We start from the raw sequence: 7,551 nt of genomic DNA on the forward strand, positions 1-7,551 counted from the left end.
CGGATCTCGTCGCCGGCCACGCGCGGCATGCAGCTCAAGCCGCTGGCCCTGGCCGTACTTTGTATGGCGGTGGAGCTGTGGCCGCCGCACGCCGCCGCCGACGACCTTCCACCGCCGCCCAGCGCCATCAGCATGCCGGACACCACGCTGTATCTGGAGCCGGTGGTGAACGGCCGCCAGACCGGCAAAGTGGTGCCAGTCACCTACCGCAGCGGCCACTACTATTTGACGCCGCAGCAACTGAGCGACGCCGGCCTGCCGGTGGCGGACAAGCAAGCGAAAGAGATCGCCGTCGATCAATTGGATAAGGTCGACGTCACCTACAGCGGCGAAACGCAGCAGCTGTTGATCTCGGTACCCAACGACTGGCTGCCCAAACAAACCCTCGGCGACGCCAACCCGGAACAGCGGTTGCCGGCGCAAAGCAGCCTGGGCTTCTTGCTGAATTACGACGCCTACGTCAGCCAGAGCGGCGGGCGCGGCAATCCGGGCTATTTTTCCGCTTGGAGCGAACAGCGGCTGTTCGACGGCTTCGGCGTTATCGCCAACACCGGCATTTTCCGCAGCAGCTTCAACGGCGAGACCGCCGCACAGCAGAACAATCGCTATATCCGCTACGACAGCAGCTGGCGCTACAGCGACGACGACACCATGCTCAGCTATACCGCCGGCGATCTCACGACCGGCTCGCTGCCCTGGACCAGTTCGGTGCGCATCGGCGGCCTGCAGGTGGCGCGCAACTTCGCCACGCGGCCGGATCTGATTACCTATCCGCTGCCGCAGTTCTCCGGCCAGGCCGCCGTGCCGAGCAGCGTCGACCTGTACATCAACAGCTACAAGAATACCTCCGTCAGCGTGAACCCCGGCCCGTTCACCCTGAATACCGTGCCTTACATCAACGGCGCCGGCCAGGCGACGGTGGTCACCACCGACGCGCTCGGCCGCCAGATCAGCACCACGGTGCCGTTCTATGTCGCCAGCTCGCTGCTGCAGGCCGGGCTAAGCGATTTCAGCCTGTCGGCAGGGGCGCTGCGTCAAAATTACGGCTACCGCTCTGCAGACTACGGCCAATGGGTGGCCAGCGGCAGTGGGCGTTACGGCGTCACTGATTGGTTGACGCTCGAAGGGCGGGCGGAAGGCGCGGCTGAGCTGGCGGTCACCGGCGCCGGCGCGGGCGTGCGCCTGGGGCAGCTAGGGGTCCTCAACGCCTCCTACAGTTACAGCCAGGCGGGCAGCGATGCCTTCAACGCCCCGCCGGTCACGCCCCTTTATTACGATCCGACCACCGGCCAACCGGTACAACAACCGGATGCCGGGCCGGTTTATCAGTACACCGGCCGCCACGGCGATCAGACCAGCCTGAGCTATACCTACAGCAACCAATATTTCAGCCTCAATGCCCAACGGGTACTGCGCAGCGCGGACTTCGGCGACCTCTCCACCTACAAGAGCAGCTACCGCCTGAGCCGCCGCACCGATCAACTGACCGGCAGCATCGGCCTGAGCCGCTTCGGCAGCCTGGGCGCTGGTTATTTCGACGTGCGCGACGCCATCGGACAACGCACCCGCCTGGTCAACCTGTCGTACAGCCTGACGCTGTGGCGCAATATCAGCCTGTACGCCTCGGCGAACCGCGAGATCGGCGGCGACGGCTACAGCTCGCAGCTGCAGATCAGCATTCCGTTCGATGCCTGGGGCACCGCTAACGTCAGTACCGCCCGCGACGCCGGCAACCGCTGGAGCGAACGCGTCGCGTACAGCCGCGCCGCGCCGACCGACGGCGGTTTCGGCTGGAACCTGGCCTACGCCGGCGGTCAAGGCAGCGCCAGCGATTACCGCCAGGCGGACCTGACCTGGCGCACCTCGCTGTTGGAAACCCGCGCCGGGCTGTACGGCAACCGTAACGATTACACCCGCTGGGGCGAAGTCAGCGGTTCGCTGGTGGCGATGAACGGCGGCGTATACGCCACCAACACCATCAACGACGCCTTTGCCCTGGTCTCGACCAACGGCTATGCCGGCATTCCGGTCAGCTACGAGAACCAGCGCATCGGCGTCACCAATGACAAAGGCTACCTGTTGGTGCCCACCGTCACTTCGTATTACCACGCCAAATTCCAGATTGATCCGCTCAATCTGCCGGCGGACGTCAATTTGCCGTCGGTCGAAAAAACCGTCGCCATTCGCGATCACAGCGGCTACCTGGTCGAATTCCCCGTCCAGCGCCTTTCCGCCGCCGACGTGGAGCTGGTCGATGCGCAAGGCAAACCGCTGGCCAACGGCAGCCAGGTGGCGGTGATCGGCAGCAATCAACAAAGCTATGTCGGGTGGGATGGCATGACCTATATCGACCCGGTGCAGCAGCACAACCGGCTGAGCGTGATCCCAGCCGACGGCGGCGCGCCGTGCCAGGTCAGCTTCAGCCTGGCCAATCCGCAGGGGCTACAGCGCGTCGGTCCCCTCGTCTGCCAATAACACACGGAGAGAAGAACGATGTATCGGCAAGTGAAAATTCTTTTGGCGGCGCTGCTGCTGCTGTGCGGGCAACGCGCGCTGGCGGACTGCGCCACCACCAACGGCACGGTGACCCTGCCCAGCAGCAACTCCTTCGCCGTCTACAACGGCCAGATCAGCGCCCAGGGTACCGCCGGGCTCAACTGTACCGGGCTGGGGCTCAATCTGTTGACGCAAAACACCGTTACGGTCAAGATCGCCTCCACCACCAACAATATGGCCCTGCTGAACGGCAACGGCTCCGGCGATAAAATTTCCTATCTCATCTACCCGGATGCCAACTACCAATATCCCTACAGCGTCGGCCAGACCATCGACTACAGCTCGCTGAACCTGCTGTCGCTGATCCTGATCTCTTCCAACGTCAACTTTCCGGTGTACATCAAAACCGTGGCGGGTGCGAACGTCAGCGCCGGCACCTATACCGACACCATCAACCTGGTGTGGAACTACCATATTTGCGGCATAGGGCTGATAGGCCTGTGCCTTTGGTGGGACGGCACCAACCAGCCCAGCACCGTGACCGTCACCGCGGTCATCACCAAAAGCTGCTTGATCAATACCGCCAACAACGTCAACTTCGGCAGCATGGCGCTGGTGGGGCAATTCAACCCGATCAACCAGAGCATCACCCTGACCTGCACCAAATCCCAGTCATACAGCTCCTACTTTACCAACGGCAACAACCCCATCACCGGTTGGCGGCGAATGCTCAGCGGCACCAGCAACTTCCTGCAGTATCAGATCTACCTGCCCAACACCAGCACCGTGTGGAGCAGCACCAACGCGCAAAGCGGCACCGGCACCGGCCTGGCGCAAAGCATTCCCTTTACCGCCGCCATCAATCCGGCGCAGACCGAAGTGCCGGTCGGTACCTATCAGGATAACGTCAGCTATGTCGTGACCTATTAGTCTGGCCGGAAGAATGTTGCCAGAATGTATTTTTTATGTGGCATTTTTTGCTCATTTGGCTATGCTCATACCGATGGCCTTACTGGTCTAACCTCCTACCACATCATTGAGCAAGGAGTTCCCATGAGCAAAACCGTCGTAAAAATTGGCAGCTTCGAGGTCGATGACGCGCATCTTCACCCCGGCGCCGACCGCGCCGGCACCCTGAGCATTCCCTGCAAGTCCGATCCGGACCTGTGTATGCAGTTGGACGGCTGGGATGAACACACCAGCATTCCAGCGATCCTTGATGGCAAACAGTCGTTGCTGTACAAGCAGCACTACGATCGACAGGCGGACGCCTGGGTGATGCGGCTGGCATGAAAACACGCCAAATCTGCTGACGACGCGCTGCTTTCATCGGAAACAGCGCGTTTTTTTATGCGATGGCGATGCCGCGGCCGGCAAAGAAAGGGGCGAATCGGCTGAGTGGCAGCTGTACCCGCTCGCGCGTCGCCGGGCTGTCGCCCGAAGGGTTGTGGAAGGTCACGCTTTGCGCATCGGCGGCGGTGATCAGCACCAGATGCCCGCCTCGCTGCGGCGGCTCGCTCTCGGGCCGGCGGATGGAAGGATGCACCGAGGCGATAAAGTAGCGGCATGCGCTGAACAGCGCCGACACATCGGCAGCCTCCAGCCCCACCTTCACCTCCGCTTGCAGCGCGAACTGCTCGCGCACGTACTCGACGAACGGCGCGTAAATCAGCCCTTTGATCCGCTCCCCCTCGCGCACATAGGCACCGTAAGGCAGGCTGCGCCGCGCCAGCTCCAGCAGCGGCGGCGCTTCGCCGTCGCGGTGGCCCAGCACCATTTTCAGGCAGGCCATGCCGCACACGTGGTTAGCCCACTCGACGTACTCCGCCCGATCGCGGGCGCCGCTGCGCGCCCAATTCTCGTCCTGCGCCAGCGTAGCGCGGCCGGCGATCAGATCGGCGGCCAACTCCGGGCTCGCCCACTGGCATTCGTAGGGAACGGCGCGCATCTGTTTAGAACTTGTCGACGACTTTGAAATTCATCAGCACCAGCGTCATGTCCGTCGAGAACAAATCGTACTCTTCGAAGAAGCGCTGCAGCTCTTTGCGCCAATGCGCCAGCGAACGATCGCCCTCGCCTTCGGCAAAGGCGTGCGCTTCATCGACCTGATCGTAGGTTTTCATTTCCACCGCGGTCAGTTCAACCGCGCAGACCGGTTCACCTTTGCCGTCCACCACCAGGAACAGATCGCCGGCCTGCGGGATCCCTTCGCCGTCCAGGTTGGAACAGGTGGCCGTTTTGGTGCCATTGAGGATCAATTGCACCACTTCATCGGCCTGCTGCTCGGTGTCGCCGAACGCCCAGCGCTCAAGGTGCTCGTATTTCTGTGGAATTGCCGTCGCCATGATTATACCTTTTGGAAAAATGCATCAATGCAGACAGGATAGTACAACGTATTGCCGGCCGTCTGCATCCGTCGCAGGCGCGACTGCGCGTTCCGCCACCGCCGCCTTTACGAGTTTTTACCGTTCTTCGCTGTGCCTGCCGCGCAACCGGGCGCATACTGTGGACATTATTCACCCAATGGCAACCGCCAGGCGGCAACATGCGACAAGACGACATCAATGCTGACGATACCTTCAGCGATTTACTCAACGGCGTCGCCCTGGTGACGCTTTTCCTCATCACCCTCGTCGGCGGGTGGTACCTCAGTTAAGGGGGCAACGTGGCGACAAAACGCATGGGCAACAAACTCAGTAAAATGGTCGTGGTGCTGCTGCTGATCTGCCTGGCGTTGCTGCTGTTGCGTTGGGCGGCGATAGCGTTCGGCTAGCCCGCAAAGCGCCGGCGCCCTGTTCACCGCCGGCGCGGCGCGGTCGGCTCCAGCAGCTCCCGCAAATAAACCAAACGCGCCTCCCCCTGTGGCAACCAACGGCGGCACAGCCAATGTTGCGTTTCACCCGTGCGGCTCAGGCGGTAGTACTCCGCCAAGGTTTCGACCCAGTTCATGATGTTTTCTCCTGCTTTTCGACACCGCCAGTATTGAGCGTAAAAACCAGAAGAAATACTGATGGCTTGTTTTTTATGCTTCCTGTTTTGGGTGGCCGGTAGCGAAGCCGCAGTTCAGCTGCTACATTGGGCAAAAATCAACCAGCCGAGGTAGGCCATGACGTTCTCGGAACAGGAGATTAAACCCGTGTGGGATGAGGTCGCACGCCTGATCGGCGACGGCGTGATGCAGCTGCGCCATCGTGGCGAAGCGCTGTCGGTGGAAACGCTGGAAAAACATCTGGCGCGGCAGCTGGCGGACAGCAACGATATCGAGCGGCGCATCCTGCTCGGCGCCGCCATCAACATGCTGAAAGGCGGAAAATGAATCGCCAACCGAAAAGGTTGGCGATCCGACAGAAGCCCGAGGTATGCAAGCCCGGCCTTCTGCGCGCTACTATGTCACGCTAATATGACGGAATTAATAGGAATTGTCGGGTTTTCGCCCAAAACACCCTATTTTTGTTGCCCGCATTACGCCAACACGAAATCGCCGTCATCCAGCGGCTGCCCCACCACTTTCACCAGGAAATCGCTGGCGCCAAAAGCGCCGCCCAGGTTGATCGCCACGTCGCTGACGTGACTTTGCGCGTCATAACTCAGCATCGCTTCACCCGCCTTGCCGCTGAACTGATCGACGAAGCGAATGCCGTCCGCGCTGCCGGTGTTGAACAGCGTCAGATCGATCTTGTCTTCACCGCGCACGAAGTCGCGGATCCAATCCGGTGCCGCCGCCGTCGACTCATCCGCAGCGAAATAGACGAAGGTGTCCTTGCCGGCGCCGCCCCACAGCTGATCCGCCCCTTTGCCGCCATACAGCACATCATCGCCCGCGCCGCCCTTGAGCACGTTGTCGGCGGTGTTGCCCACCAGCACATCGTTGCCCGATCCGCCGATGGCATTTTCAATCGTCACGCCTGCGGCGATAGACACATTGCCTTTCAGGCCGCCAACGTCCGAGAACGCTTTTTCATCCAGGTTGATGCGCTGATTCTGGCCGAAGCCGGAGAAGTCGAAGGTGTCGTTACCGCCGGCATCCCAGGCGGTGAAAACAATCTTGTCCTGCGCGCCGGTGGCGGTGAGGAAGTCGCGATCGGTATTGGAATTGAAGCCGTAGATCGTATCGCCGGTGCGGGTGTTCATGTTGGCGCCGTAGAAATGCTGGATCGCCGTAATGTCGTTGAGCAGCGGCCCGGAAGAGTACGCGCCTTTAAAGTCCTGCCCGGTGTTGCTTTCGCTGAAATAGCTCATCACGCTGTGGGCGCGGCTGTCCTCGAAATAGGTCGCGTCCTTGCCGTAGGTGATGCTGACGCCCGGCGCGGCGTTATAGTCGCCCGGATGCTGCAGCCCCAGCGCATGGCCGATTTCATGGGTGAAGGTCTGGCGACCGTACTCGTTCTCATGGATCTGATTGTTGACGAAGGTGTGGTTCTTGGCGTTATACCAGGTTTGCCCGGCAACCGAAGGCGAGGTATCCGGGTTATACGCAAAGGCATAGGAGCCACGCGAGCTGTAGTCGAACAGGCCGAATTTGATGTTGGCGGCGGCGGTGTTGCTGGTTTCGGTAAAGGTGATATTGGCTACGTCGGACCATGACTGCAACGACAGTTTGGCCTGCTCGCGCTGTTCGGCGTTAAAGCTGCTGAAGCCGCTGATGCCCATGCTCGACATGTTGCCCGGCGCCTTTTCCCAGAAGCTGAAGGTCAGGGAGACCGGCGTGTCGGTCACGCCCTTGTCGTGCCAACTGCGATCGCCGCGCACCAGCTCCAGGCCGGCGTTTTCGAACGTTTTCGACGGATGAAGCACGGTAATGGTGTCGTCTTCATCGGGTTTATAAGCGCCCAGCAGGGCTAATACGCCTTCGGCCTTAACGGAAGCATTGCTTGATGACATAACCTTATCTCCATATTCGTCAATTCAATCGGGGGGATGCCCCAACTGGCGGATTGTGATCTCCTCCCTGAAAACAGTACCAGTCTAAACTGAAGTATCCGGTCGTTCTTCCCTCTCACAGCGAGGCACATCGCCATGAAAAAGACCCGTTATACCGAAGAACAGATTGCGTTT

General features: G+C 60.7%; 9 protein-coding genes. 5 read left to right on the forward strand and 4 right to left on the reverse strand.

Annotation, left to right across the window (positions count from 1 at the left end; genetic code table 11):
- Nucleotides 1-27 precede the first annotated feature (27 nt).
- From ACJ8HT_RS17495 to ACJ8HT_RS17505, 3 genes are all read left to right on the forward strand, one after another.
- Nucleotides 28-2,475 (forward strand): fimbria/pilus outer membrane usher protein, encoded by a 2,448-nt coding sequence (locus ACJ8HT_RS17495; RefSeq protein ID WP_376787978.1) that lies wholly within the window; start codon nt 28-30, stop codon nt 2,473-2,475.
- A gap of 18 nt (nt 2,476-2,493) precedes the next feature.
- The gene (locus tag ACJ8HT_RS17500; RefSeq protein ID WP_197653388.1) at nt 2,494-3,426 is read left to right on the forward strand and encodes a Csu type fimbrial protein; all 933 of its coding nucleotides are present in this window, start codon (nt 2,494-2,496) and stop codon (nt 3,424-3,426) included.
- Between the two features lie 123 nt (nt 3,427-3,549).
- Nucleotides 3,550-3,789 carry a DUF1480 family protein gene (locus ACJ8HT_RS17505; protein WP_197653387.1) on the forward strand — a complete coding sequence of 80 codons (240 nt, stop codon included), beginning with the start codon at nt 3,550-3,552 and terminating at the stop codon, nt 3,787-3,789.
- Nucleotides 3,790-3,844: 55 nt separating this feature from the next.
- Here ACJ8HT_RS17505 and ACJ8HT_RS17510 read toward each other — a convergent pair whose 3' ends face one another.
- Together ACJ8HT_RS17510 and ACJ8HT_RS17515 are read right to left on the reverse strand one after the other, a co-directional pair.
- Entirely contained in the window at nt 3,845-4,444 is a 600-nt protein-coding gene (locus ACJ8HT_RS17510) for a papain-like cysteine protease family protein (RefSeq protein ID WP_126178997.1), read from the reverse strand.
- Nucleotides 4,445-4,448: 4 nt separating this feature from the next.
- Nucleotides 4,449-4,841: an ASCH domain-containing protein gene (locus tag ACJ8HT_RS17515; RefSeq protein WP_197653386.1), complete on the reverse strand. Its 393-nt coding sequence runs from the start codon at nt 4,839-4,841 to the stop codon at nt 4,449-4,451.
- Nucleotides 4,842-5,176: 335 nt separating this feature from the next.
- Here ACJ8HT_RS17515 and yniD point away from each other — a divergent pair, with 335 nt between their 5' ends.
- Nucleotides 5,177-5,269, forward strand: coding sequence for a small membrane protein YniD (gene yniD / locus ACJ8HT_RS17520; protein WP_016928013.1), 93 nt, complete (start codon nt 5,177-5,179; stop codon nt 5,267-5,269).
- A gap of 23 nt (nt 5,270-5,292) precedes the next feature.
- On the opposite strand, the gene ACJ8HT_RS17525 is transcribed toward yniD, so the two are convergent.
- Nucleotides 5,293-5,445 carry a hypothetical protein gene (locus ACJ8HT_RS17525; protein ID WP_197653385.1) on the reverse strand — a complete coding sequence of 51 codons (153 nt, stop codon included), beginning with the start codon at nt 5,443-5,445 and terminating at the stop codon, nt 5,293-5,295.
- Nucleotides 5,446-5,602: 157 nt separating this feature from the next.
- On the opposite strand from ACJ8HT_RS17525, the gene ACJ8HT_RS17530 reads away from it, so the two are divergent.
- The gene (locus ACJ8HT_RS17530; protein ID WP_004931526.1) at nt 5,603-5,812 is read left to right on the forward strand and encodes a hypothetical protein; all 210 of its coding nucleotides are present in this window, start codon (nt 5,603-5,605) and stop codon (nt 5,810-5,812) included.
- Between the two features lie 146 nt (nt 5,813-5,958).
- Here the strand turns inward: ACJ8HT_RS17530 and ACJ8HT_RS17535 are convergent, their stop codons facing one another.
- On the reverse strand, nt 5,959-7,377 hold the full coding sequence (locus tag ACJ8HT_RS17535) for a serralysin family metalloprotease (protein WP_197653384.1): 1,419 nt from the start codon (nt 7,375-7,377) through the stop codon (nt 5,959-5,961).
- Between the last annotated feature and the right edge of the window lie 174 nt (nt 7,378-7,551).

This window comes from Serratia sp. CY44782 (genome assembly GCF_052168715.1).
Taxonomy (GTDB): domain Bacteria; phylum Pseudomonadota; class Gammaproteobacteria; order Enterobacterales; family Enterobacteriaceae; genus Serratia; species Serratia nevei.

Bases quoted from the DNA above. Each gene is read 5' to 3' on its own strand.
- ACJ8HT_RS17525 (WP_197653385.1), bottom strand. From the start codon at position 5,445: ATGAACTGGGTCGAAACCTTGGCGGAGTACTACCGCCTGAGCCGCACG.
- ACJ8HT_RS17510 (WP_126178997.1), bottom strand. From the start codon at position 4,444: ATGCGCGCCGTTCCCTACGAATGCCAGTGGGCGAGCCCGGAGTTGGCC.
- ACJ8HT_RS17505 (WP_197653387.1), top strand. From the start codon at position 3,550: ATGAGCAAAACCGTCGTAAAAATTGGCAGCTTCGAGGTCGATGACGCG.
- ACJ8HT_RS17515 (WP_197653386.1), bottom strand. From the start codon at position 4,841: ATGGCGACGGCAATTCCACAGAAATACGAGCACCTTGAGCGCTGGGCG.
- ACJ8HT_RS17500 (WP_197653388.1), top strand. From the start codon at position 2,494: ATGTATCGGCAAGTGAAAATTCTTTTGGCGGCGCTGCTGCTGCTGTGC.
- ACJ8HT_RS17535 (WP_197653384.1), bottom strand. From the start codon at position 7,377: ATGTCATCAAGCAATGCTTCCGTTAAGGCCGAAGGCGTATTAGCCCTG.
- ACJ8HT_RS17530 (WP_004931526.1), top strand. From the start codon at position 5,603: ATGACGTTCTCGGAACAGGAGATTAAACCCGTGTGGGATGAGGTCGCA.
- yniD (WP_016928013.1), top strand. From the start codon at position 5,177: ATGGGCAACAAACTCAGTAAAATGGTCGTGGTGCTGCTGCTGATCTGC.
- ACJ8HT_RS17495 (WP_376787978.1), top strand. From the start codon at position 28: ATGCAGCTCAAGCCGCTGGCCCTGGCCGTACTTTGTATGGCGGTGGAG.